The sequence below is a fragment of the Candidatus Tisiphia endosymbiont of Parasteatoda lunata genome (assembly GCF_964030955.1).
GTDB lineage: Bacteria > Pseudomonadota > Alphaproteobacteria > Rickettsiales > Rickettsiaceae > Tisiphia.
Genome location: NZ_OZ035003.1, coordinates 581,474 through 604,600 on the forward strand (window position 1 = coordinate 581,474; position 23,127 = coordinate 604,600).

Annotated in this window: 25 protein-coding genes, 1 tRNA gene and 2 pseudogenes; 18 read left to right on the plus strand and 10 right to left on the minus strand. The window is 32.6% G+C overall.

The window, feature by feature from the left end; translation table 11 throughout:
• The first annotated feature begins 56 nt into the window (after positions 1-56).
• From glyS to AAHN00_RS03565, 5 genes are all read left to right on the plus strand, one after another.
• A complete protein-coding gene (gene glyS, locus AAHN00_RS03545) occupies positions 57-2,096 on the plus strand; it encodes a glycine--tRNA ligase subunit beta (protein ID WP_342272146.1) in 2,040 nt (679 codons plus the stop codon).
• Positions 2,093-3,043: an L-threonylcarbamoyladenylate synthase gene (locus AAHN00_RS03550; protein WP_342272147.1), complete on the plus strand. Its 951-nt coding sequence runs from the start codon at positions 2,093-2,095 to the stop codon at positions 3,041-3,043. The genes glyS and AAHN00_RS03550 overlap by 4 nt, the downstream gene beginning before the upstream one ends.
• Complete coding sequence (gene ftsY, locus AAHN00_RS03555; protein WP_342272148.1) at positions 3,040-3,951, plus strand: signal recognition particle-docking protein FtsY; 912 nt, start codon at positions 3,040-3,042, stop codon at positions 3,949-3,951. Before AAHN00_RS03550 ends, ftsY begins: the two co-directional genes overlap by 4 nt.
• Before the next feature lie 64 nt (positions 3,952-4,015).
• Positions 4,016-5,002 carry a Fic family protein gene (locus AAHN00_RS03560; protein WP_342272149.1) on the plus strand — a complete coding sequence of 329 codons (987 nt, stop codon included), beginning with the start codon at positions 4,016-4,018 and terminating at the stop codon, positions 5,000-5,002.
• 156 nt (positions 5,003-5,158) lie between these two features.
• Positions 5,159-6,358, plus strand: coding sequence for a CCA tRNA nucleotidyltransferase (locus AAHN00_RS03565; RefSeq protein ID WP_342272150.1), 1,200 nt, complete (start codon positions 5,159-5,161; stop codon positions 6,356-6,358).
• 42 nt (positions 6,359-6,400) lie between these two features.
• On the opposite strand, the gene AAHN00_RS03570 is transcribed toward AAHN00_RS03565, so the two are convergent.
• On the minus strand, positions 6,401-7,108 hold the full coding sequence (locus AAHN00_RS03570) for an IS6 family transposase (RefSeq protein ID WP_342270905.1): 708 nt from the start codon (positions 7,106-7,108) through the stop codon (positions 6,401-6,403).
• Positions 7,109-7,180: 72 nt separating this feature from the next.
• Here AAHN00_RS03570 and AAHN00_RS03575 point away from each other — a divergent pair.
• Positions 7,181-7,585: pseudogene (locus AAHN00_RS03575) on the plus strand (transposase); the annotation flags it as partial.
• 518 nt (positions 7,586-8,103) lie between these two features.
• Here the strand turns inward: AAHN00_RS03575 and AAHN00_RS03580 are convergent.
• Positions 8,104-8,631 (minus strand): cytochrome c family protein, encoded by a 528-nt coding sequence (locus AAHN00_RS03580; protein WP_342272151.1) that lies wholly within the window; start codon positions 8,629-8,631, stop codon positions 8,104-8,106.
• 54 nt (positions 8,632-8,685) lie between these two features.
• Positions 8,686-8,760 (minus strand) — tRNA-Gly (locus AAHN00_RS03585).
• A 247-nt stretch (positions 8,761-9,007) separates the two neighbouring features.
• Here AAHN00_RS03585 and AAHN00_RS03590 point away from each other — a divergent pair.
• The 11 genes and pseudogenes from AAHN00_RS03590 to AAHN00_RS03640 all read left to right on the plus strand — a co-directional run bounded on the left by AAHN00_RS03590 (position 9,008) and on the right by AAHN00_RS03640 (position 18,352).
• Positions 9,008-9,271 (plus strand): hypothetical protein, encoded by a 264-nt coding sequence (locus tag AAHN00_RS03590; RefSeq protein ID WP_410521387.1) that lies wholly within the window; start codon positions 9,008-9,010, stop codon positions 9,269-9,271.
• Between the two features lie 36 nt (positions 9,272-9,307).
• Entirely contained in the window at positions 9,308-9,478 is a 171-nt protein-coding gene (locus tag AAHN00_RS03595) for a hypothetical protein (RefSeq protein WP_342272152.1), read from the plus strand.
• A pseudogene (locus AAHN00_RS03600) lies at positions 9,471-9,632 on the plus strand (IS110 family transposase); the annotation flags it as partial. The gene AAHN00_RS03595 and the pseudogene AAHN00_RS03600, both read left to right, overlap by 8 nt.
• A gap of 279 nt (positions 9,633-9,911) precedes the next feature.
• Complete coding sequence (locus AAHN00_RS03605) at positions 9,912-10,580, plus strand: IS110 family transposase (protein WP_410521410.1); 669 nt, start codon at positions 9,912-9,914, stop codon at positions 10,578-10,580.
• Positions 10,581-10,939: 359 nt separating this feature from the next.
• Positions 10,940-12,604 (plus strand): class I SAM-dependent methyltransferase, encoded by a 1,665-nt coding sequence (locus AAHN00_RS03610; protein WP_342272153.1) that lies wholly within the window; start codon positions 10,940-10,942, stop codon positions 12,602-12,604.
• Positions 12,605-12,827: 223 nt separating this feature from the next.
• Positions 12,828-13,367 carry an inorganic diphosphatase gene (gene ppa / locus AAHN00_RS03615; RefSeq protein WP_341748398.1) on the plus strand — a complete coding sequence of 180 codons (540 nt, stop codon included), beginning with the start codon at positions 12,828-12,830 and terminating at the stop codon, positions 13,365-13,367.
• Between the two features lie 70 nt (positions 13,368-13,437).
• On the plus strand, positions 13,438-14,961 hold the full coding sequence (murJ, locus tag AAHN00_RS03620) for a murein biosynthesis integral membrane protein MurJ (protein ID WP_342272154.1): 1,524 nt from the start codon (positions 13,438-13,440) through the stop codon (positions 14,959-14,961).
• A gap of 149 nt (positions 14,962-15,110) precedes the next feature.
• The gene (locus tag AAHN00_RS03625) at positions 15,111-15,809 is read left to right on the plus strand and encodes a TraX family protein (RefSeq protein WP_342272155.1); all 699 of its coding nucleotides are present in this window, start codon (positions 15,111-15,113) and stop codon (positions 15,807-15,809) included.
• 125 nt (positions 15,810-15,934) lie between these two features.
• Positions 15,935-16,129, plus strand: a complete 195-nt coding sequence (locus AAHN00_RS03630) for a hypothetical protein (protein WP_342272156.1) — start codon at positions 15,935-15,937, stop codon at positions 16,127-16,129.
• Positions 16,130-16,316: 187 nt separating this feature from the next.
• Positions 16,317-16,526, plus strand: coding sequence for a cold-shock protein (locus AAHN00_RS03635; RefSeq protein WP_342272157.1), 210 nt, complete (start codon positions 16,317-16,319; stop codon positions 16,524-16,526).
• A gap of 611 nt (positions 16,527-17,137) precedes the next feature.
• A complete protein-coding gene (locus tag AAHN00_RS03640) occupies positions 17,138-18,352 on the plus strand; it encodes a DEAD/DEAH box helicase (protein WP_341747205.1) in 1,215 nt (404 codons plus the stop codon).
• Positions 18,353-18,431: 79 nt separating this feature from the next.
• Here the strand turns inward: AAHN00_RS03640 and AAHN00_RS03645 are convergent, their stop codons facing one another.
• The 4 genes from AAHN00_RS03645 to AAHN00_RS03665 form a co-directional block, all read right to left on the minus strand.
• Positions 18,432-19,616, minus strand: a complete 1,185-nt coding sequence (locus AAHN00_RS03645) for an IS3 family transposase (protein WP_342270888.1) — start codon at positions 19,614-19,616, stop codon at positions 18,432-18,434.
• A 34-nt stretch (positions 19,617-19,650) separates the two neighbouring features.
• Positions 19,651-19,827 carry a hypothetical protein gene (locus tag AAHN00_RS03650; protein ID WP_342272158.1) on the minus strand — a complete coding sequence of 59 codons (177 nt, stop codon included), beginning with the start codon at positions 19,825-19,827 and terminating at the stop codon, positions 19,651-19,653.
• 516 nt (positions 19,828-20,343) lie between these two features.
• Complete coding sequence (locus tag AAHN00_RS03660; protein WP_342272160.1) at positions 20,344-20,835, minus strand: transposase; 492 nt, start codon at positions 20,833-20,835, stop codon at positions 20,344-20,346.
• Positions 20,836-21,187: 352 nt separating this feature from the next.
• Positions 21,188-21,577, minus strand: coding sequence for a hypothetical protein (locus AAHN00_RS03665; protein ID WP_342272161.1), 390 nt, complete (start codon positions 21,575-21,577; stop codon positions 21,188-21,190).
• A 193-nt stretch (positions 21,578-21,770) separates the two neighbouring features.
• Here AAHN00_RS03665 and AAHN00_RS03670 point away from each other — a divergent pair, with 193 nt between their 5' ends.
• Positions 21,771-21,950 carry a hypothetical protein gene (locus tag AAHN00_RS03670; RefSeq protein WP_342271592.1) on the plus strand — a complete coding sequence of 60 codons (180 nt, stop codon included), beginning with the start codon at positions 21,771-21,773 and terminating at the stop codon, positions 21,948-21,950.
• Here the strand turns inward: AAHN00_RS03670 and AAHN00_RS03675 are convergent.
• From AAHN00_RS03675 to AAHN00_RS03685, 3 genes are all read right to left on the minus strand, one after another.
• Positions 21,871-22,323 carry a transposase gene (locus AAHN00_RS03675; protein WP_342272162.1) on the minus strand — a complete coding sequence of 151 codons (453 nt, stop codon included), beginning with the start codon at positions 22,321-22,323 and terminating at the stop codon, positions 21,871-21,873. The two genes, AAHN00_RS03670 and AAHN00_RS03675, sit on opposite strands and share 80 nt — an antisense overlap.
• Before the next feature lie 36 nt (positions 22,324-22,359).
• On the minus strand, positions 22,360-22,539 hold the full coding sequence (locus AAHN00_RS03680; RefSeq protein WP_342270896.1) for a hypothetical protein: 180 nt from the start codon (positions 22,537-22,539) through the stop codon (positions 22,360-22,362).
• A gap of 185 nt (positions 22,540-22,724) precedes the next feature.
• Positions 22,725-23,123 (minus strand): DUF2660 domain-containing protein, encoded by a 399-nt coding sequence (locus AAHN00_RS03685; protein ID WP_341747206.1) that lies wholly within the window; start codon positions 23,121-23,123, stop codon positions 22,725-22,727.
• Positions 23,124-23,127: the final 4 nt, after the last annotated feature.

Consider the following 23,127-nt stretch of genomic DNA (forward strand, 5'->3'; position numbering starts at 1 on the left):
GAATTGACAAATTCTTATCCCAAATTCGTGTAACTAGAAGATAAAGAAGAGTTAATATGAGAGAGTTATTATTAGAACTTTTTAGCGAAGAGATACCGGCTTTGATGCAGAAAAATGCAGCGGAAAGCTATAAAGCCATATTTACGACAATCTTGCAGGAAAGCGAGCTAGTTGCTGATGTTCAGCTATATGTTGGATCTAGGAGAATTGCTGTACATATTACAAATTTACCAAAATCTATACCGCCAAAAGAAATTACCATAAGAGGACCGAAAGTTTCGGCAATGCAGCAGGCTGTAGAAGGGTTTTGTCGATCAAATAATATTGAGCAAAATAAATTATCTACGCTATTAGTGCAAGGGCAATTATATTATATAATAGTAAAAAATACTAAAGAAACCGATATACGAGTGCTATTGGAAGATATGATTCCTAAAGCAATTAGTAAGTATATTTGGTCAAAATCTATGTATTGGGGGAATTATGATATAAGTTGGATTAGACCGCTTAGGAATATTTTATGTATATTTGATGGAGAAATACTAGCCATTAAATATGGACATTTGGCGGCAAATAATATTACTTTTGGGCACAGATTTCTTAGTCCTGAACCGATTACTATAGACAGTTTTTCTCAATACCAGAATAAGCTGCGGGAGAGTAATGTCATTATTGACCAAGCAGAACGTAAGGAGATAATAAAAAGTCAGCTATCAAAAATAGCCAATTCACTTAACCTAGTTATCAAAGATGATGAGAAATTATTAGAAGAAGTAACAGGACTAGTAGAGTTGCCAGTTGTTATGGCGGGTAAAATACCTGAGATATTTTTGCAGTTACCTAGTGAAGTACTAGTTAGCTCAATGCGTAGCCACCAGAAGTATTTTAGTACTTTTGACCAAGCTGGTAATTTTGCCCCTTATTTTCTCTTTGTTAGTAATATGCGACATGATCAAAATGTTATAATAAGTGGTAACGAAAAAGTACTAGCTGCTAGACTCTCTGATGCGTTATATTTTTATCAGCAGGATTTATCTAATAGTTTAGAATCAAAGTTGCCAAAGCTTGAGCAGATAACTTTCCATGCAAAGCTTGGCAGTATCAAACAAAAAACAGAGAGAATTGATGATATTTGTAATTATCTAATGCCAGGAAATCAGGATTTGCAAGTAGCAGCTAAACTTTGTAAAAGTGACCTAACAACTGAAATGGTGGGAGAATTCCCTGAACTGCAAGGTATTATGGGATATTATTACGCCAAAGCCGAAGGGTTAAATGATCAGATTGCCTTGGCAATAAGAGATCATTATAAACCACAAGGACCATCAGATAATTTGCCAATGGGAAATAGTGCAATATTGGCGATTGCTGATAAACTGGATAGTTTAGTAGGTTTGATATTAATAGGAGAAGAACCAAATGGTTCAAGAGACCCTTACTCACTCAGACGGCAAGCATTAGGTATTATTAGGATAATTTTAGCTAATAAATTAAATATTGATATTAAGGAATTAGTTGCGTATGTAGTTCACTTATATCAAACTATGTTTGAAGACGTAAAGGGAGGAGGGGATGATAGTGGGCTAAATAAAACTAGTCAGATAATTCTAGAGTTCTTAGAAGAACGAGCCAAATATTATTTTAAAAATCACTATGACATATCGTTAATTAATGCGGTGCTTGATTTTGATATTGAAAGAGATTTAGTGATTAGTGAAATAAAGCTCGGTGCTTTACAAAAGTTTCTTGCTGGAGTGGATGGTAAAAATTTATTAACTATTTACAAAAGAGCAAATAATATACTAGAAGGTAGTAATATAGAAGGAGAAGTTGATCAAAAGGCTTTTATTTCACAATATGAGCAACAATTATTTTTATCATTAGAAAACGTTTCTAAACAAATAGATCACTATATTGTAGAAAAAGATTTTACTAAAACTCTTAGCCTGTTACTAGAAATATTAAAACCTGTCAATGAGTTTTTTGATAATGTCATGGTCAAAGATCAAGATCGTAACATTGCCAATAATCGTTTATTGTTGCTCAGAATGGTTACCCAATTATTTGATAAATTAGCAAAATTTAGTGCTTTATGACTGATACATTAAAGCAGGCTGCCAAATTTATAAAATCTGGCAATGTAGTAGCATTCCCCACAGAAACAGTATATGGGCTTGGGGCAGATGCTAGTAATGAGCAAGCTTGTCAGAAGATTTTTAAGATAAAAAAGCGTCCAAGCATAAATCCTCTAATTGTTCATGTGGCAACCATGAGCCAAGCTAAAACTATCGGAGAATTTAATGCAGATGCCATTAAGTTAAGTGAGGTGTTTTGGCCAGGACCTTTATCGATTGTTGTACCATTAAAAAGTGGGGCAAATATAGCGGAATCAGTATTATCTGGACTGACAACGGTTGCCCTTCGTATACCGTCACATAATATTGCTTTGGAGCTAATAAGAAAGTCAGCTACTCCGATAGCAGCCCCTAGTGCTAACCCATCAGGTTATATTAGTAGCACGACTTTACAGCATGTACAGGAACATTTTGCAAATGACAAAGATATTTTTATTTTAGAGGATAATTTAAATGATTGTAAGTGTCAATATGGTATAGAATCAACCATAGTAGATAGTACTACTAATAACTTAACTATTTTGCGAGATGGTTTTATTACGCTGGAAGCGTTAGAGAAGGTAATTGGTAAGAAACTAGATAAAACATCCAGCTTGATGCAAATTAAAGCTCCGGGGATGATGAATAAACATTACTCGCCAAGAGTTAAAGTAAGATTGAATGCAGAGAGTTTAGAAGCTAATGAGGTAGGGCTTAATTTTGCCGATAGTAAGCTAGAGGGTAATTTTTCGCTTAATTTAAGTTTAACTGGTGATTTAATTGAAACAGCTAGCAACTTATTTGCCAGTCTTAGAATATTGGATAATTATGCAGAATTAAATGGATTAGCAATTGCCGTTGCCTCTATCCCAGAGGTTGGTATTGGCGTTGCAATCAATGATCGACTTAAAAGAGCGGCGGTAAAATGACATCTATATTTACTAAATTAAAGCAGGTATTAGTTAATAGTTCAAATAAAATATCTTCGGGCATTGACCAGATATTTTATAAAAAAAAACTAGATGAGCAAACTTTAAATGAATTAGAGGAGTTGTTAATATCTGCAGATATCACAGCCTCTGTGGCAATAGAGCTGGTTGATAAACTAAGAGCTATCAAATTTGATAAAGAAGTAAGTGGTTTGGTAATCAAAGAACAGCTAGCTGACATTATCGGGCAATTATTGGTAAAAACTAGCAAGCCTTTTGAATTGTATGATCAAAAGCTTAATGTTATCCTAGTTTGCGGTGTTAATGGTGCAGGAAAAACTACGACAATAGGCAAGCTATCCAGCATTTATCGTAGACAGGGGAAAAAAGTAGCAATTGCTGCTTGTGATACATTTAGGGCTGCTGCTGTTAGTCAATTATCTAGTTGGGCTGATAAAAGTGGTTCAATGTTTATTACTGGTGAAGAATCAGCTGAGCCTGCTAGTGTTGCTTATCTTGCTATGCAGTCTTCAATAAAAAATGATGTTGATGTATTATTTATTGATACAGCTGGAAGGTTGCATAACAAGAAGAATTTAATGGAAGAACTTGCCAAAATTGTTAGGGTTATTAAGAAGATTGATGATACAGCTCCTCACCATAGTATATTAGTAATTGATGCGACCACTGGACAGAATGTATATAACCAAGTTGAACAATTTGCCGCTATTGCTAACATAACAAGTCTGATAGTCACTAAATTAGACGGTACGGCAAAAGCTGGTGTAGTGGTAGGAGTCGTACAAAAATTCGCCTTACCAGTATGTTTTTTAGGGGTAGGGGAGAAGGTAGACGATCTAAAACCGTTTGATCCGGCTGCATTTGCTAATAGTTTAGTACGGAATTAATTATTAAATATAGATAATAAAATAATTGTTGAAAAGCATTAAGTGATACTTTATATTTTACTATATGAAATATGACCTACTAGACAACAAAAAAAAGCAACTGGATAGAATCAGACCATTAACTCCAAAGTTGGTTAGAAACTTAGAGCAGTGGTTTAAGGTAGAGTTGACTTATACCAGTAATGCTATTGAGGGTAATACTCTCTCGCGTTTGGAAACTGCTGTGGTAATTGAAAAAGGCTTAACAGTTGGTGGAAAATCGTTAGTAGAACATCTTGAGGCAAAAAATCATGCACAAGCTTTGGACTTAATCCATGAAATACAGCAAAAGAAAATTTGTGAAATTACTGAGAACGATATTTTATCAATTCATGCTCTCATCCTAAAGGGTATCGATGATCATAATGCTGGATATTATAGGCAAGTAGCAGTACGTATTTCAGGTTCAAGGGTAATAATGCCAAATCCAGTAAAAGTACCAAACTTGATGGCAGATTTCATTGTATGGCTAAACTCATCTAAAGATATGCATCTTGCAGGAGAAGCACATTATCGACTAATAACTATCCATCCTTTCTCAGACGGGAATGATCGAACTGCACGATTATTGATGAATTTAATTCTAATAATGGCAGGCTATCCACCGGCTATTATTAGACTACAAGAGAGGTTACCTTATGTAACATCTCTAGAAACTGCACAACTTGGTGGTTCAAAAGAAGCCTATGAAAAGATTATATTTAATGCAGTCAATCGTTCTCTTGATATTTATCTTAAAGCAGCAAACTCTGTAAACTCTTCAGATGTAGTATTATCAGAGAAATTATTAAGAATTGGTAAGCTTGCAAAAGCTGTCAGTGAAACTGTGTCAACAATTCGTTTTTGGACTAGGGAAGGCTTGCTTGAAATTGCCGATGTTACTAAATCACGCTATCAGCTTTACTCATCTGAAATGATTGAACAATGTATAGAAATTCAACGATTAAAGAAACAAAAGCTAACACTGAATGAAATCAAGAATATACTTGTAAATAATAGACTTACTGCATAAGTCAATCTAGTTGGTGATTTTGTCGTCGAAACTCGCCTCCGCTCCTCACGTACGTCTGTGTACGCGAAGGTAGCCGGCTTCGTTTCTCCTAAAAATCCCTCAACTATCTTTGATTTATGCAGCAAGTCTAATGACATAAAATAAGGTGTTTTTATAATGTACATTGTAAAAAAAGAATTATCTATCCAATCACGCTATTACAAAGAAATTTTGTCAATAATTAAATTAGGTGGCGGAGTAGCAAGGATTGTCGGCGGAGCTGTTCGGGATGCTATTCTTGGTGTTGTTAACTACGACATTGATATAGCAACCAATTTATTACCAGAGCAAGTAACAGATATTTTATCAACAGCCAATATTAATGTTATCCCAACTGGTATAAAATATGGCACAGTTACGGCTTTATTAAATAATGAGAAATTTGAGATTACTACACTTAGAAAAGATATAAAATGTGATGGTCGGCACACAGAAGTTATTTTTACTGATGATTTTATGGAGGATGCTACTAGAAGAGATTTTACTATTAATGCACTAAGCTATTGTCCATTTGAGCATAAAATTTATGATTATTTTGGTGGAATAGATGATTTACGAGAATCTAAGGTAATATTTATCGGACAGCCATTTGAACGAATTGAAGAAGATTTTTTACGTATTTTACGATTCTTCCGTTTTTCCTGTTATTATGCAAGACAGTTAGATCGTAATGGGCTAGATGCCTGTATTAAATTGCGAGAAAATCTTAAATTATTATCAAAAGAACGGATAAAATGGGAGATGGACAAGTTGATTATCTCAGATAATAGTCCTAATATTTTGCAGCAAATGTTTGATAATGGCATATTGCAAATAATATTACCAGTTAGTAAATTTGATAAAAAATCTTTGATGGAAGCAATTAATTTCGGTTCTTTAGAGCCTTACACTAGGTATTCACTTTTATTTTACCACATAAAGAACTTACCACTAAGTGATTTATTAAATTTAAAATTTTCTCGGCACATCGCCCTCAAAATCATTACTATACTTAGATTTGTTAATAAAGAAATCAACGAATTTACATTACGAGAAATTTGGTGGGAAACGGCTAATTATCCTGATGATTATCTGCAATATATCATTACTCTAGTATCATTAGGTAAATTAAATAGAGATATAGCAAATAAATTTCTAGATGCATACCAATCTAAACCCCGACCAATATTTCCAATAAATGGGCATGACTTACAGAAAATAAATATTCATGGTAAAGCTATTGGCACAGTGATAGATAAATTAAAGAAATCTTGGATTGCCAGTGATTTTACACTTAATAAACATCAATTACTTGAATTGGTTTTGTCGCATCTATAAATCATACTACATCAAGATTGTTAAAATCTAAGGTTTTGGACATTATGATGCCATTAACATAGCAAAATTCTCAAAAGTAGAAAGATTATCATTAGCTCCAATTATTTGTCTTTTTTGCATCATACGAATATTTTCTATACCGGTAATAGTCATTTCTGCAGAATGAAAACTCTTAAAACCAAGCATTGGCTTTGTACGTTTTTTGATAAACCTATGATCTTGTTCTACAAGATTATTCAGGTATTTGGTCTGAATAACCTTAATTTTATAATCTTTAGGAACTTCTGTATTCAAATCATTAAGAGCAGCCGTATTACTACCGCTTTTATCAATTACTACTTTCTCAGGAAAATTATTCTCTCTAAAGGCTTTACGAAAAAATGCAAGTGCTGCAGGCTTGTCTCTATGCTTACGTAGCAGAAAGTCTACAGTATTACCAAGACTATCTAGTGCTCTATATAAATAAACCCATTTACCGTTTAATTTAATATAAGTCTCATCCATTCTCCAACTACTACCAACTGGCTTCTTTCTTTTTCTAACCACCTGATCTATCAATGGTACAAATTTTATAACCCATCTTTGTAATGTAGAGTGATCAATTTTTGCTCCCCTTATACTCATCATTTCTTCCAAATCTCGATAACTTAAAGAAAATCGGCATTTCATATAGACAAATAACATTATTATTTCTGGTGAAGAACAAAATCCTTTGAAATATGATAATAATCTTGCAGTAATACGAAACATCTTAACATCTTTTTTAGATCATTATATCAATCTTTTTTCTATTGTCCAACATATGCGACAGAACCGTTTATGGCATTAAAAGTGACCAAAGGCAATGTAGATGATAGGGTTCCAGTACCGGAGTTAACAAAAAGATTAACTGGAATTATAGCAGCTGATAAAGGTTATATTAAGCAAAATTTGTTCTTAAATTTATATGAAAGAGGCTTAAAAATGATTCATGGAATTAAGAAGAATATGGAAAATAAATTAATGGATTTGAAAGAAAAAATCTTACTTCGAAAACGTAACTTAATTGAAACAGTTTTTGATTATCTAAAAAATAAAATGAACCTTGAACATACTAGACATAGATCACCAATAAATGCCTTTGTCCATATATTATCTACTCTTGTTGCTTACTCATTAAAGAAAAATAAACCTTCAACAAAATTTGATTTTAATCTACATGTTCACAATATCCTTATCCCGAATTGACGTATACTGGTATTTTAAAAGACCCGGGTAATTGTTTAATATTATTGCAGTAGATACTCCACCTAGACCCAAAAATAAAAAACCAACATTTGGAATGTTAGCAAATTCTATAATTATACAAATAACGCCAGCGATCAGCCACCATTCTACTATTGAAATTTCAGATAGGATCATAGGATACCTTCTATAGATAAATGATTTCACCGAATTTGGGATAAGAATTGACAAATTCTTATCTCGAATTCGCGTACATCAAACCTCAATTTTGGATTAAAATTTTTAATTTTAATCCAAAACTGGCTATAATATCAGAAAAATACATTCTTGAAGCACTTCTACGAATGCATTTTAATCTATTATCGCTAATAATCTTATTTTTATTGGTATAAAAATAAGATTATTAGCAAATGAAATATTTAACAATCAGGCGTCAAACCGCTTTAAGCCTGATTGTTTACATTCTCATTCCAATTTCGGATTAATGAAATTAATCCGAAATTGAGGTATCAAGGGAGAATTTAGTCATGAACAAATGTCTTTAAAAACATTATAACATTAGCTATATCTTGAGGTTTATTTAAACCAGCAAAAGTCATCTTTGTACCAGGTATATATTGACTAGGTTTATGCAAAAAATGGAATAAACTTTCTTCATCCCAAATTCCCCCTTTGCTGGATAAAGCACTTGAATATTTATAATTCTCTGCTTTAGCTTTTTCTGCCCCAACAATATTCCATAGATGTGGTCCAACCTTATTAGCTTTATTCTTATCAAGAGAATGGCACATTAGGCATTTTTTTGCTATCTCCCTTCCTGCTTCAGCATTAGCAGTTTTCATCAATTCTTCTATATTCACTGGTGTTTCTACAGTAGCTTTAGAGTCAAGGTTACTATGAGAATCTTCTGTTACTTCTACACTATAACCTCGAGATTCAGGATGTAAAACAGGCTTATACAAAATATTTGTTATAAACCCTACCATCATTGCAATTAAACTGGCTAACAAAATAGAAGCGGCAATTTTATTTAACTCTATTCCAGACATATTTAGGTCGTCTCCGTAGAGAGAATATGTATTATCTTAGAACCATTTTTATATTGGAGCGGGTGAAGGGATTCGAACCCTCGACTTCGACCTTGGCAAGGTAGCGCTCTACCCCTGAGCTACACCCGCTTTTAAAAGGCTCACTTATATAAAAACAACTCATGAATATAAGGAAATACTGTAAAAAGATCAAGAAGAAATAACATCAAAAGAAATTTAATTTTAATCGTAGATACTTTTAATTAGGTATCCTATAGAAATGTAGAAAATCCTTGCTTAAAATAATGGTATGGACCTACCCTATATACAGAATGAGAAGCGTATGCTAATCTTCTAGGATAGGAAATGAATCCTAAACAACAATAAGGAGGTCCATATGGAAGTTACCACAATTGGTATAGATATTGCAAAAAGAATTTTTCAAATTCACGGTGTAGATAAAAATGGCAAGACAATATTAAAGAAGAAATTAATGAGAGAACAGGTTTTAACTTTTATGGCTAACGTACCAAAATGTCTAGTAGGCATGGAAGCTTGCGGTGGAGCTAGCTATTGGGCAAGAGAATTAGTTAACCACTCTGCACTGCAAGTGCAGAGCTTAATATTACGGCATGAATGCCTAATGTATGTACTAACTTAAAAGTTAGAAACTATTTGTGTATGGCTCATTTAGAAAGTGTCACAACACAAAAAGAATATATCTGTGAAGTGTAAGATTTTGTTAAAAAAATATCTGTATGATTCATTCTTATCTTTTCTTGATAAGATATTTAAAATTTATGTTGAAACGACGCACTGCAAGTGCGGGGTTTTTCTCCCAAAGTGGGACAATAAAATTAGGTCATAATGTAAAACTAATGGCACCACAGTTTGTTAAGCCTTATGTCAAAACCAATAAAAATGATCAAGCTGATGCAGAAGGAATATGTGAGGCAGTAGCAAGACCTAGTATGAGGTTTGTACCCATTAAAACTATAGAGCAACAAGATATTTTATTTATTGTCCCACTTTGGGAGAAAAACCCCGCACTTGCAGTGCGTCGTTTCAACATAAATTTTAAATATCTTATCAAGAAAAGATAAGAATGAATCATACAGATATTTTTTAACAAAATCTTACACTTCACAGATATATTCTTTTTGTGTTGTGACACTTTCTAAATGAGCCATATACAAATAGTTTCTAACTTTTAAGTTAGTACATACATTAGGCATTCATGCCGTAATATTAAGCTCTGCACTTGCAGTGCAGAGTGGTTAACTCATAGGGTAAGACAGAGATTGGTAAAAAATCGTACTGCACTTGCTAATGAGATTAGAGGGCTATTATATGAATTTGGTTTTACTATTCCGCAAGGAATCAATAAGATTATAACAAAATTAACTGAGATTTTAGACGAAGGCGATTTAAGTCAGCTAAGCTACCAAACATTTAGTGAGTTAAAAGAAGAATTTGTAGAAAATGATAAAAAAATAAAAGAGCTAGAACAACGATTAAAAATCATAGCTAGCCAGTATAGTAATCACCAACAACTAATGATGATACCAGGTATAGGTTTAATAACTGCCACAGCCTTAATAGCCTCAATAGGTAATGCTAGTTGTTTTGAAAATGGTAGGCAATTATCAGCATGGCTGGGATTAGTGCCAAGGCAACACTCTAGTGGTGGCAAAAATAAGTTGCTTGGTATTAGTAAAAGAGGTGATATCTATTTACGTACTTTGTTAATTCAAGGGGCAAGATCCATTCTGAATAGCAAGATAAGATTTACCACGGAAGAACAAAAATCTAAAAAAGATTATAGCAAGTTTACTGAGTGGATGTTTAATTTATCTGAGAGAAACGGTCATAATAAAACAGTTGTCGCGGTAGCTAATAAGCTAGCAAGGGTGGTATTTGCATTACTTAGTTCAGGTGATGATTATACCGAGAGTAAAGTTTGTAGTTAAAAAACTACTCCAAATAATTGATGAAATGACATTATAGGTAATAGAAGTTTAACAAATTCCAATCCGGAATATGCGAAGAATGATAATATTGATGGTAAATAAGACGAACCTTAGCTTACAAAAAAACTGATTTAGCTAAGGGCTATTTATAAGTCGATAAAATAATAAGTATAAGTTTGTAAGCCAGCGAATTCCATCAGGGCTATAGGATAAATTGCTTGATTTATTGTCTATAAGCCGGATACATGACTGCATTCGATTTTTTTGCTGTTATATATTATTTTTTTCTTGCATTGTTGGGTAGGTTCATACATAACTAAATCCACTAGTAATTATTACTTTTATCATGGAGCAAATATATGGGGCAAAAAAATAATCCTAATAACACTTTACTAGAAAAGCAAATAAATAATATTAATTATGATGATTTCCCTTATGAAAGTTTTCCTTTTATTTATACAAGACCGGAACATTTAAGAACTATTGGCCTATTATTTAACATGAAACCTCCTGCTATAGATACTGCTAGGATATTTGATATTGGTTGTGCTGAAGGTGGCAATATGATTGATTTTGCTGAAAGTTACCCAAAATCTTATTCTTTAGGAATTGATTTGTCAAAGGTCCAAATTGTTAATGGCATGGAAACAATTAAGAGTTTAGGTCTTAAAAATATTGAACTAAAACACTTATCTATACTAAATCTTGATGAGTCAGTTGGTAAGTTTGATTATATAATTTGCCATGGAGTAATCTCGTGGGTGTCTACTATAGTTAAGGACAAGATTTTTGAAATTTGCAATAAATTATTAAACCCTAACGGTATTGTCTTTATTAGTTATAATACTCTACCAGGCTGGAATATGCAAAAAACTATCAGAGATATGATGATGTTTCACAGTAGAACCTTTACTGACAACCATAGTAAAATACAACAAGCTAAATTATTATTAGATTTTGTTACTGATTCTTTAGAAGGTTCAGATAATTCTTATTCTAAATTCTTACAACACGAAACTAAACTTCTTAAAACTACAAATGATTCATATTTACTACATGAATATCTTGGAGAAGAAAATACAGCTTTTTATTTCAATGAATTTATAAGTACAGCTAGAAAACATAATTTAAATTACCTTGGGGATTCTACACTCTCTGCGATGTTTGTCGGTAATTTACCTGCCAAGGCTGCAGAGCAATTACAAGCGATAAATGATATTGTTAGAACCGAACAATATATGGATTTTATCACTAATCGTAAATTTAGGACTACTTTATTATGCCACAATAATGTCACTATAAATAGGACAATTGAACCAAGTAAGTTAAGTGATTTTTATACTACTTTTAATATTATACCAGTCATGTCTGAAAACGAAGTGGATATGAATAATACAGTAGAAAGTTTGGGATTTCATTATAATAATTCAGAATCCCCTAATATTTCGACGTCCTCTCCTATAATAAAGGCAGTTTTCTATGTTTATGCTGATAATATTGGTAATCCTTTGACTTTGGATCAAATTTGTAAATTAGCTATGAAAAAATTAGAAAAATTACAGCTTAAAGATATTAGAGAAGAATTAGATTCTGTAATTATAAAACTGGTGTTACAAGGGTACGTACAAATATTTGCAACAAGACCTCAATCAATATATGAAATCTCGTCCAAACCAAAAGTAAGCGATTTAGCAAGATACCAAGCCCAAAAATTAGACTCAACTAATTTGTTTGTGACAAATCGAGTTAATGCTGTTGTTCCATTGCAATTACATGAAAAACATATTATTGAACTATTAGATGGACACAACTCTATACAACAGATTGAAGAAAAAATATTTGAAAAATTTGCTGCTGGAGTATTAGTGGCATCTAATGAAAATGGTAAGATAAGCGATGAAAACCTTTTAAAGCCATTGATTAGTCACTATGTAGATATTTGCTTGCAAAAATGCAAAATGAATTATTTATTGTCCCACTTTGGGAGAAAAACCCCGCACTTGCAGTGCGTCGTTTCAACATAAATTTTAAATATCTTATCAAGAAAAGATAAGAATGAATCATACAGATATTTTTTAACAAAATCTTACACTTCACAGATATATTCTTTTTGTGTTGTGACACTTTCTAAATGAGCCATACACAAATAGTTTCTAACTTTTAAGTTAGTACATACATGAGGCATTCATGCCGTAATATTAAGCTCTGCACTTGCAGTGCAGAGTGGTTAACTAATTGGGTAAAGTGATGTTAGTTGAAAAAATTAAGACCAAAGTTGGTCATGAAGAGATAAATGTGATTATCGAGATTCCAATGCAAGATAGTCCTATAAAATATGAGATGGATAAGGAATCAGGAGCAATATTTGTTGATAGGTTTATGCAAACCGCTATGTTTTACCCATGTAATTATGGGTTTATTCCGCACACCTTATCAGAGGATGGAGACCCGGTAGATGTATTGGTTGTATCACATTATCCTGTCATACCTAGCTCTGTGATTAGGTCACGCCCTATTGGTGTTTTAATGATGGAAGATGAATCTGGATTGGATGAAAAAATTATCGCTGTACCTAGCTCTAAGCTAGATATTACTTTTGATTCAATAAAAGATTTAGATGATCTTTGTCCGATGTTGAAACAACGTATAGTACATTTTTTTGAACATTATAAAAATCTAGAGAAAGGTAAGTGGGTGAAGGTAACTGGCTGGGAAAATGCTCAAAAAGCTAAGGAGTTGATTAATGAAGGTATATTAAGGGTATCTACTAAGATAGAAAATCAATAATTGGCATTTGCTTTATGACCGAAAACGATAAGGTGAAGAACAGTGCTTACATGATATCGAGGCGACTTAAATGAAAGACAAAGGATATACATTATTTCGTTCTGGAATTATAGTAGCTGTCTTTACTTTAATCTCCCGTATATTTGGTTTGGCTCGCGAATTATTCATTGCTTCATTATTTGGTGCTGGTAATATTGCTGATAGTGTTAATGTTGCTTTTAAATTACCCAACCTATTTAGGCGTATTTTTGGGGAAGGGGCGCTTTCAGTCGTTTTTGTACCTATTTTTAATACAAAACTCATAGAATCTCGAGAAGCAGCACGCCATTTCACTGGAATTATCTTTACTATTTTACTTATTACTTTAGTAAGTGTAGTAGTGTTAATGCAGGTTTTCATGCCATCATTAATGTTCATCATTGCTCCTGGTTTTCATGAAGATATAGACAAGTTTAATTTGACAGTTATTTTGTGTCGCATTACCATGCCATATTTAATTTTTATCTCGGTAAGTGCTTTACTAGGGGGAATTTTAAATTCAGTAAAAAGATTTGCAGCTTTTGCTTTTTCTCCGATCATTTTAAGTATTACTGTTATAATTACAACAGTAATATTACAAGAACATATATCTACTCCTATATCGATTAGTTTATCTTTGTTGATTGCTGGGTTATTACAAATTATCTTTATGTTTTTTTGTGTAATTAGGGTTGGTTTATCATTCCCACTAGTTTTTGACCCATGTAATAAAGATGTAAAAAAGTTTTTGTTTGGTATGGGTCCAGCGACTATTAGCTCTGGGTTTCAGCAACTTAACTTATTTATCTCGCAATCAATAGCTAGCTTCATCGAAGGGACAATTTCAATATTATCCTATGCAGATAGAATATACCAATTTCCTTTATCTATAATAGGGGTAACTTTTGGTACGATATTATTACCAGAATTATCAAAAACATACCAAATGAATGATTTAGAAAAAGCGGCAAGGATTCAAAATAATGCTATTAAAGTTGGATTTTTATTATCTTTGCCAGCTGCGTTCGGTATTATCGCTTTATCAGAATCAATCATTCATGTAATATATGAGCGTGGAGCTTTTACTTATGCTGATACAATTAAAACTGCTGAAGCTATTTCCGGTTTTGCCCTTGGTTTACCAGCTTTTATACTTGCCAAAATTTTGATGCCTATATTTTATGCTAATAGTGATACGAAAACTCCTTTAAAAATAATATTATATTCTCTTACTGTGAATACTATATTAAATATCGTTCTGATGAAACCATTTGGTCATCTTGGTATCGCTCTTGGCTGCTCTATTACCGCTTGGTATAATGTTTGGTTGTTATATATATATACAAAGAAATATGGTCATTCTTTCATTGATTCAAAATTATACTCTTTTTGTGGCAAGATTTTATTTAGCTGCGTAATAATGGTACTAGTAATTTGGGTGATTAAGCACTATTGTTCTGAATATTATTATTCCGAATTATTATTAGTAAAAACTTTTATGCTTGCAGCCACAATTTTAGCTGGAGCAATGACGTTTTTTCTAATGGTTTATTATTTTAAACTTTATCCAAAATAATTTAACCTTAGTTTTATGTAAGACATAGGTTAAATCGCTTCGGTGTCATTCCTACGAAAGCGGGGGGGGCTTTGCAAACGTGGATAACTATACAAGAATTATGCTCAATCTACTAACTCGTTATATCGATATTTGAGGTTAATTTATTAATGATGAAAACTGAATCTAATTATCAAGATTTTTTGAAAACTATAGCCATAATAACCATGGTGATAGATCATTTAGGGTTATACTTTTTCCCTGAATATGAAATAATGCGGGTTATCGGTCGTATTAGTATGCCGATTTTCTGCTTTTTTGTTGGCTATAATTTTCATAAAAAACCAAAAATTAAAATCCTTGTAGTCGGGGTTCTACTACATATTTTTACTACCATATTATTTAAGCAGTTCACCACAACTAACATACTTATTACTATTTTTCTAGGTCAATGCTATCTTTATTGTTTTCAAAATAGCCTAAATAATTTTTTCTATAAGGGTTATTGTCACGTTGTCTTCCTTGGGGCTCTTTGGTTCTGCACTTGGTTTTTGGTTGATTATGGTACCATAGGTTTAGCTATCATGTTACTTGGCTATATAGCTAAACATGATCTAGGTAATCTTAGGCTTGCCCTTGCAATATCTATGATTTTGACTGTACTGCATACCATTGCTGTTTTTCCCTTGTCGTATATCTATGTACTTATAGTAGTTATATTTGGAGTTTTGCAATATATATTTATGGTTGCAAGAAATTTTGAGCAAAAAATTACTATAAATTTACGGATTATAAGCCATAATGCTTTATATATCTATGCTATACATCTAGCAATTTTACAATTTTTATTTTTCAAATTCTACTTATAGAATTGATAAATCAGTGAGTTAACCACTCTGCACTGCAAGTGCAGAGCTTAATATTACGGCATGAATGCCTCATGTATGTACTAACTTAAAAGTTAGAAACTATTTGTGTATGGCTCATTTAGAAAGTGTCACAACACAAAAAGAATATATCTGTGAAGTGTAAGATTTTGTTAAAAAATATCTGTATGATTCATTCTTATCTTTTCTTGATAAGATATTTAAAATTTATGTTGAAACGACGCACTGCAAGTGCGGGGTTTTTCTCCCAAAGTGGGACAATAAATTGTGCTAAAATATCTATGTTTCAAAGAAAAATATAGAATCTACACATAATTGTCTTATCCCTTGTTGACAATTATTAAGAAAAAGAGTAACATGCTTGCTTGAGTTTAATAATTAACTCTTTAATAGCATGAAAACCTTGTATCTGTCAATTTATTTGGTTTAATTTCTACGGAAGAGTTGTGAATTAAGTTCAAATAAGTAACTCTATACTAAAAGGTTTTTATGGCTACTAAAGTAGGTAAGGTTAAATGGTTTAATACAACCAAAGGTTTCGGTTTCATCCAGCTAGACGATGGGGGGAGTGACGTTTTTGTTCACATCTCGGCTGTAGAGCGTGCCGGTATCCGTAATCTTAATGAAGGTCAAAGTGTTGGCTTTGATCTAGAAGATAATAAGGGGAAAATTTCTGCTGTTAATCTACAAATAAAATAATATTTATTTAAAACTACAAGCAACTACTCAAAATTTATGAGTGGTTATTAAACTAGTGAATTTTGGGTAGTATCATCTTTTTATACACTTCATGGATTATTTTTTGTAATTCAGTGTTTCACTGTAAGTTAAAGTTATAATTTTGTTGGGTCATGTGACTGTATTTTGTTACATCGTAATATAATAGTTTTTTACTACACAATTAATTGACAACTCACATTATAACGTAAGAACTTAATCATACACTTATTCTTTTAAAGTATAGAATATATGTTTACTCAAATGCTTTGACTAACCTGAATTCGATGTAAGACATTGGTTTAATAGCCTAGGGTGTCTCAATTTTGGATAAGAATTAACTAATTCTTATTAAAAAATCGTCTATTAGCGAAGTGCCGTTAGGCACTGTGGCAATCTTCATAAAGTATAAGGTCTCCTTCACAAGATTGCCACATCGCACCCCAATTTGGGATAAGAATTTGTCAATTCTTATCCCGAATTTGCGTGTCGCTGCTTGCAGCGGTTTCTTGCTAATAGACCGTTAAAATCCCGAATTGGGGTAAAGCATTTGAGCATTTTTAATTTAAGATAAATAATATTGGACTTATATAATGAAAAGTTTTAATTTACCAAATGAAGTGATTATATCACTTGAACGCATGAACATAACCTCTCCAACGGAAATTCAAAGAAAGGCCATACCGGTTGCTATGCAAGGTAATGATGTTCTAGCTTCTAGTCAAACTGGTTCGGGTAAGACCCTTGCCTATTTGCTACCAATAATCAATTCTTTTATACAGACTAAATCAATGTCTTTGGTACTTGTTCCAACTCGGGAATTAGCTACTCAAGTGCGTGATACTTTAACTAAGGTAACTACTCAAATAAAACTTCCTAGTGCGGTTTTGATAGGCGGTGAACCAATGCATAAACAATTTACACAACTAAAAGTAAATCCTAAAGTTATAATTGGCACACCAGGTCGTATCATAGATCATTTACTTCGTGGTACTTTAAAATTAAATACTATCCAACTGGTAGTACTTGATGAAATGGACAGAATGCTTGATATGGGTATGAAAGAACAATTAGAAGAGATAAATAAATATATACCTGCAAAACGCCAGGTTTTAATGTTTTCAGCTACTATGCCAAAACATATTATTGCATTATCGCAAAAATACGTGGTTAATCCTCATCGTATTACTGTTGGATCAACTACTAAGGCTGCATCTCAAATAAAACAAGAAACTTTGCGTGTTTCTGATAAAGAGAAATTTCCTGAGCTTATAAAGCAATTAAATGAACGTGATGGTTCTATAATTATTTTTGTAAAAACTAAGCGTGGTGCTGATCAGCTTGCAAAAATGTTGAAATTTGAAGATCACAAAGCTGAAGCTATACATGGTGATTTAACACAAGGTAGACGTGATCGTGTAATTTCATCATTTCGCTCTTCTCGTCATAGGATCATGGTGGCAACAGATGTTGCAGCTCGTGGCTTAGATATACCTCATACACAGCATGTTATCAATTATGACTTACCAATGGCTCCTGAAGATTATTTGCATAGAATAGGTAGAACTGGTAGAGCTGGTCTCTCAGGTTGTGCATTATCATTCATTTCGCCAGAAGATAATATCAGATGGAAAGCTATTGACCGCCTAATAAATCAAGGTGAAACTACTTCAAGAGCAGATATGAGGGAAAGTAAGAATCGCAGGAAACCATTTAATGGTCATAATGGCAAAAAAAGTTATTTTCCTCGTAATAATAATGATAGGAAACCTTATGCTGGTCCTGCTAGAAATAATAAAGCATTCTAATATACTCAGGTAGAACGAAACTGGACTGATTTTTCAAGACAAATTTTTCACTAATTTTGTTTCCCATTTTACATAATTTTTAAGCTGCATTTTGTAAGTAATCAAGATACACGTTCATCGGTTTTTTATAACCAATACTTGAATGGAATCTTTGATTGTTATATTTATCCATGTATTTATCAATACCATCTTTAAGTTCTGCGATATTTTTAAAATCATTTATAAATATACAATTATATTTTAAAGTTCTAAAAAATCTTTCAATCACAATATTATCAATGCTTCTACCCTTACCGTTCATTGAGATTTGTATATTATTCTCTTTTAGAATTCCCGTATGCTCATGTCCAGTATATTGACTACCCTGATCACTATTGAATATTTGTGGTGCAGGGTATTTATTCAGTGCATCTTTTAATACATCGGTTACAAGTGATGCATCCATAGAATTAGATACTTTATAACTTAGTATTGCCTTACTATGCCAATCTATAATCGCCACAAGATACATAAATCCTCCGTTAGTTCTAATATAAGTAATGTCACCACTCCACACTTGATTAACATAAGGTACATGAATAGTTCTATTCGTTCCTGATTTGTGCCAGTACGGCTCAAGCAAATAGCTATAAATTTTATGTTGACCATCCTTCACAAAAGTAGATTGCTTTTTATGAGGATGAATAGCTTCTATACCCATTATTCCCATATATTTAAGCACCCTATCTCTGCCCACATTAAAGCCGTCTTCCAATAATTGTTTGTATATATAACGATAACCATACTCAGGGTTATCCGTATATATTTCATCTATTCTATTTAAAATATCAAGATTATATAAGCTCATTACTTTAGCTTTATAATATACTCCAGATCTGCTTATCTTTAATAGTTCACATTGCCTTGTCTTTGCTAACGTACTCAGCTTGGGGTCGACAAGACTTTTCTTATTTGATAAGTCCAAGCTGTTTAGCTTTCCCACCGCCCAGTCCCTCTCGACTGTAGCCTTACCTAATGCTTTTGCAAGTTCATCGTTTTGATTCTTAAGTTCACTAATCTGCCCTTTGTACTCACTAACAGCTTTTGCTGGCTCAAATGCCAATGACGCATTATCTAAAAATTGTCGTTTCCAGTTTTGCATAGTTTTAGCCGTTACTTCATATTTGACCGATAACTGACCTATTGTTGATTCTTCTTTTAACATCTCTAATACTATTTTAGTTTTTGCTTCTGCACTAAAATTTTTAATTTGTTTTTTACCCATTTGTTTCTCTTTAATTTTATTTATTATTCTATACTTATTGAGAAACAAAAATACCTGCTTCTTTGTCTAATTTTTTCAGTCCATTATAAACTTCAAGAATTAAGGTCGTCGTGTCTAAAGCACAACTATTGAAAGTTAAAAAACCGTCTATTAGCGAAGTGCTGTTGTAAGGCTTAAACAATAGTACCCTACATTTTTCTATAATCGTCATAGCAAGGCTCTTTAGATGTCGTGGCGATCTAGGTAAACAGCGAAGCTGTTTTTTTAGAGTAACGCTTCGCGTATCCTGGATTGCCGTGTCGCCGCTTCCAGCGACTCCTCACTAATAGACGATCTTTAATAGTAGACCTCTTTCGAAACTCTACTTCTGCTGGTGATTTGGACAATGATGCGGTACTGGAATCCGTAACGGAATTAGAGTACGCTGCGGTTCGAGGTGAAGCGTCTCCTTCAAATCCCTCAGCATAAGCGAGTTTCGAAGGAGGTCTAGTGGTTATATAAAAAATGTAGGGTACTATGGTTAATAGTCCGTCCGCCAAAAATATTTAAAGCCCCCCATAATCTATGATTGAATAAAATTTTTACAAAAAAAATTCTAATATTTGCACTAAAATTAAAAATTGTTTTCAATTTTATTGAAAAATTTCTGTTTTAGTAAAATTTTTACATGAGCTTATTGTTAACGATTTTTTTTAATCGTTTAGCAAGTTTTTTAATGATAATTTTTTTATGTAGAGTTAGGCATGATGTGTAAATGATTGGCAATACATCGTAAATTCAAACCTATAGCAGAGATTATTGGATTGATCACATCTCCTATCACACCCTTCAAGAAGTTTCTGCCCATCCTGCCATATTGTTTCAAATGCCCTATTATTGGTTCTATAGCACTGCGTCTCCTGATCATACACTTGTCTTCTTTCAATAACTTTTTCCGAGTTTTTGGGGTATATACCTTACTCTTCTCTTTAACATTGCTGCCAGTATAACCAAGATCAACAAACGATTTTTTTATCTTTATTCCAGTTACATTTTCTACCGCTTCAAAACTCTGCTGCAATGTATGACCATCATAAGGATTATTATGAAACGATTTTGCTGACAGTACAAAATTTCTACGACCACTGACTACTACCGCAACTTTATTGCCAAACTCATATGGCTTGTTTCGTTTTCCCTTCCCTATACACTTTACCTCAGGGGCATGAAAACTATACAATATTTTATAGTCACCTTTTTGGTTAAAACCCCCAGCTTCAGCTGGGAAAGACTTCAGTCCTTGTTCTAATATTTCAATTCACTATAACTTGAATATATGATATTTTAATATACATAAGAGCAAGCTCTTCATGTATATTAAAATATCATATATGACAGATTATAACAAGACTAGCCACACTGTATTTTACCATCGCTTTCATGTTGTTTGGATCACTAAATATCGCTACAAAAGTATTGCAGGGTAACTTATAAGAATTAGGATCAGAGAGATAGCACAGGCATTAGTAATATCTCTTTAGAGTAATAGCGACTTCCAGTCTAGATATCAACCCACCAGCTGCAGCTGGTTGTTATTGAGTCTGTTCTTTGTATTGCTTTTTCTCTTCTCTTTTTAAAACAGATTGGCTATGTATTTGTTTTACTTTTTTCAATACTTCTTGATCTCTGATAGATAAGTTTAATTTCTGATTTTTTATCTCACGCTCACATATTCTAACCAAACGACCAAGTAACGTTTTTAAATGCTTCATTATTTTCCAACGCTTCTTGGCTTTGCTATGCTCTTTATACTTCCAGAGCTTTATTATATCTCGCTTATAGGTTCTAGCGTAGGTTTCGTTTAAACTTATACCCAAACTTTGGCAAAGCTTCACAATACTAAGCCTAGCTTTATCCATTAAATAAACATCATGTGGGTGCTTGATATTCTTAATTTGTACCGTTGTATCAGCAATTATCAATTCCAAATCTTTTTTTTAATTGTGTTAGTTCTTATTCCAACTCTTATCAACTCTGCTAATATCTCGTTATATCCAGATTCACCTAGTTAACCACTCTGCACTGCAAGTGCAGAGCTTAATATTACGGCATGAATGCCTCATGTATGTACTAACTTAAAAGTTAGAAACTATTTGTGTATGGCTCATTTAGAAAGTGTCACAACACAAAAAGAATATATCTGTGAAGTGTAAGATTTTGTTAAAAAATATCTGTATGATTCATTCTTATCTTTTCTTGATAAGATATTTAAAATTTATGTTGAAACGACGCACTGCAAGTGCGGGGTTTTTCTCCCAAAGTGGGACAATAAATTACGAAATCTTCTTATGCTAGTTTCCGACATCGCTATATCTGTTTCTATATATTCCCACCCACAGAAATATTGCCAATACATGTTTTCTTTTAGTTCTTCCTCTGCTAATGAATCTGAAAAATTATACATTGCTTGTAGCATCGTTACACCAAGCATCACTCTATGACATTTTCTATTTCTACCAAATCTCTTAATAGAAACATTTTTTGATAACCATTCTTCTAGACCAGACCAATTTATTGTCCCACTTTGGGAGAAAAACCCCGCACTTGCAGTGCGTCGTTTCAACATAAATTTTAAATATCTTATCAAGAAAAGATAAGAATGAATCATACAGATATTTTTTAACAAAATCTTACACTTCACAGATATATTCTTTTTGTGTTGTGACACTTTCTAAATGAGCCATACACAAATAGTTTCTAACTTTTAAGTTAGTACATACATGAGGCATTCATGCCGTAATATTAAGCTCTGCACTTGCAGTGCAGAGTGGTTAACTAATTCTCTTAATTTATATAGCTTATTATTTGAGTTTAATTCTTCTTTTAATTTATAACCAAAAAGTTTTCCTTGTTTTTGTGATTTGATAATATTTTCTATTGGCATATTGACTGAAATCCATAAGGTTTATTAGCATATTTTAACATTTTCTTATGGATTTCTTTATTATTTTCTGCCATTAAACCCTATTATCTATAAGACTTATAGAGTTTTGCCGGACAGACTTAATAGCTCTCAACTATCGAAACCAATTTTTTAAATCATTTGAGTATATGAAGATTTGAGTATACTTATTTACCCAAAGTTTTCTGAGATTGGGAATATGCTTGTTGTTCAATGCTTGCAACCCTTGATATAGCCTGTTGTTTGATACCAAGATCTACTACATGCTCATATCTCATTCCATTATCTAGCAGGATATGACCAAGTTTATTTACTAACTCTACATCCTTTTTAGAGAATTTACTAATAATTAATTCTGTAATTTCATATAAAAACTTCCAAGATAGCTCGACTCTATCATTGAGTGAGAGGTTCTTTTTATTATTTTCTTTATTAAATGGTTCTGCATTATTAGGATCATCAACAAGCGTTCTAACCGATGTTTTCTTGCTCTTTTTATAAATAAAGAATGTGACAAACACTAGAAATAAACCTACTACAGCGATTATCAAATTAGTATTTTGCATAAAA

What these genes read in the sequence shown, in the direction of transcription:
- AAHN00_RS03560 (WP_342272149.1), top strand. Translation starts at nt 4,016, where the DNA reads ATGAAATATGACCTACTAGACAACAAAAAAAAGCAACTGGATAGAATC.
- AAHN00_RS03590 (WP_410521387.1), top strand. Translation starts at nt 9,008, where the DNA reads ATGGAAGTTACCACAATTGGTATAGATATTGCAAAAAGAATTTTTCAA.
- ftsY (WP_342272148.1), top strand. Translation starts at nt 3,040, where the DNA reads ATGACATCTATATTTACTAAATTAAAGCAGGTATTAGTTAATAGTTCA.
- AAHN00_RS03680 (WP_342270896.1), bottom strand. Translation starts at nt 22,539, where the DNA reads ATGCCAATAGAAAATATTATCAAATCACAAAAACAAGGAAAACTTTTT.
- AAHN00_RS03650 (WP_342272158.1), bottom strand. Translation starts at nt 19,827, where the DNA reads ATGACGATTATAGAAAAATGTAGGGTACTATTGTTTAAGCCTTACAAC.
- ppa (WP_341748398.1), top strand. Translation starts at nt 12,828, where the DNA reads ATGTTAGTTGAAAAAATTAAGACCAAAGTTGGTCATGAAGAGATAAAT.
- AAHN00_RS03570 (WP_342270905.1), bottom strand. Translation starts at nt 7,108, where the DNA reads ATGTTTCGTATTACTGCAAGATTATTATCATATTTCAAAGGATTTTGT.
- AAHN00_RS03625 (WP_342272155.1), top strand. Translation starts at nt 15,111, where the DNA reads ATGATGAAAACTGAATCTAATTATCAAGATTTTTTGAAAACTATAGCC.
- AAHN00_RS03580 (WP_342272151.1), bottom strand. Translation starts at nt 8,631, where the DNA reads ATGTCTGGAATAGAGTTAAATAAAATTGCCGCTTCTATTTTGTTAGCC.
- AAHN00_RS03645 (WP_342270888.1), bottom strand. Translation starts at nt 19,616, where the DNA reads ATGGGTAAAAAACAAATTAAAAATTTTAGTGCAGAAGCAAAAACTAAA.
- murJ (WP_342272154.1), top strand. Translation starts at nt 13,438, where the DNA reads ATGAAAGACAAAGGATATACATTATTTCGTTCTGGAATTATAGTAGCT.
- AAHN00_RS03550 (WP_342272147.1), top strand. Translation starts at nt 2,093, where the DNA reads ATGACTGATACATTAAAGCAGGCTGCCAAATTTATAAAATCTGGCAAT.
- AAHN00_RS03685 (WP_341747206.1), bottom strand. Translation starts at nt 23,123, where the DNA reads ATGCAAAATACTAATTTGATAATCGCTGTAGTAGGTTTATTTCTAGTG.
- AAHN00_RS03640 (WP_341747205.1), top strand. Translation starts at nt 17,138, where the DNA reads ATGAAAAGTTTTAATTTACCAAATGAAGTGATTATATCACTTGAACGC.
- AAHN00_RS03610 (WP_342272153.1), top strand. Translation starts at nt 10,940, where the DNA reads ATGGGGCAAAAAAATAATCCTAATAACACTTTACTAGAAAAGCAAATA.
- AAHN00_RS03565 (WP_342272150.1), top strand. Translation starts at nt 5,159, where the DNA reads ATGTACATTGTAAAAAAAGAATTATCTATCCAATCACGCTATTACAAA.
- glyS (WP_342272146.1), top strand. Translation starts at nt 57, where the DNA reads ATGAGAGAGTTATTATTAGAACTTTTTAGCGAAGAGATACCGGCTTTG.
- AAHN00_RS03635 (WP_342272157.1), top strand. Translation starts at nt 16,317, where the DNA reads ATGGCTACTAAAGTAGGTAAGGTTAAATGGTTTAATACAACCAAAGGT.